This is a genomic window from Rhizobium sp. 10N414, from assembly GCF_056394785.1.
The window spans coordinates 1-929 of the sequence record NZ_JBFTIN010000108.1 but is presented as its reverse complement, the minus strand read 5'-3'; the positions used below and the strand labels follow the sequence as shown (position 1 = coordinate 929).

Here is a 929-nt window from a genome sequence, read left to right as displayed (position 1 = left end):
GCCTTGAGGTGTTTGGCGAGGTTGTAAGCAGTGACGAAGGCCAGGACATGGGCCTTGAGACTTTCCAGGTCGTCATAATGGTAGACCTTGACGGTGGCGTCCTTGATGGTTCGATTCATCCGCTCGGCCTGGCCGTTCGTCCAAGGATGGTAGGGCTTGGTCAGCCGATGCTCGATGCTGTTAGCGATGCAGACGCGGTCGAAGATATGCGGGCCTAGGAAGCGGCGGCTGGGGCCGGTGCGGTTTTTGGGCAGGTCGGCGAAGGCCATACCATTGTCGGTAAGCACGGTGTGGATCTTGTAGGGGAAAACCTCGACCACRTTCCGAAGGAAGGCTGCGCCTTCCATCTTTCCAGCGCAGTCGTGGAACTCGACATGGGTGAACTTCGAAACCCGGTCGATGGCGAGGAACATGACCAGCTTTCCATCGGCATGCCGCAACTCGCAACTGTCGATGTGGACGTAACCCATCTCGTAGTTCTTGAACCGCTTGCGCCGCTCCTTGGTTTCCTCGACCGGTAGTCGGGATATGCCATGGCGTTGCAGGCAGCGGTGCAGCGCGCTGCGACTAAGGTTGGGAATGGTATCGCGTAGGCAGCCCAGCACGTCATCCAGTGGCAGCAGCGTCTTCTGCCGGAAAGCCACCACGATGGCCTCCTCAGCCGGCGTCAGCACCGTGCTCTTGGGAGACTTAGGCCCCATCGGTGCATCGGCCGTCGTGGTCCGCTCGCGCCATTTGGCCACCGTCTTCGAGTTCAGGCCGTAGCGGGCGGCAAGGGACCGGGTACTTTCTTGCGACGCTTGGAGTTCGGCTCGAAGACGCGGCGTCGTGCGGGCGCTGCCGTGAAGAATACTTCCCATAATGCATCCTCTTCCTGACGACTCAGGTTCAATGATGCACCATCACACTCAGGGACTACACACCTAGCT

1 protein-coding gene is annotated in these 929 nt (G+C 59.7%); it reads right to left on the bottom strand.

Annotation, left to right across the window (positions count from 1 at the left end; translation table 11 throughout):
* The coding region (locus tag AC1DE4_RS31795; protein ID WP_477884760.1) for an IS481 family transposase at window positions 1-860 on the bottom strand (860 nt) is incomplete at its 3' end.
* Between the last annotated feature and the right edge of the window lie 69 nt (window positions 861-929).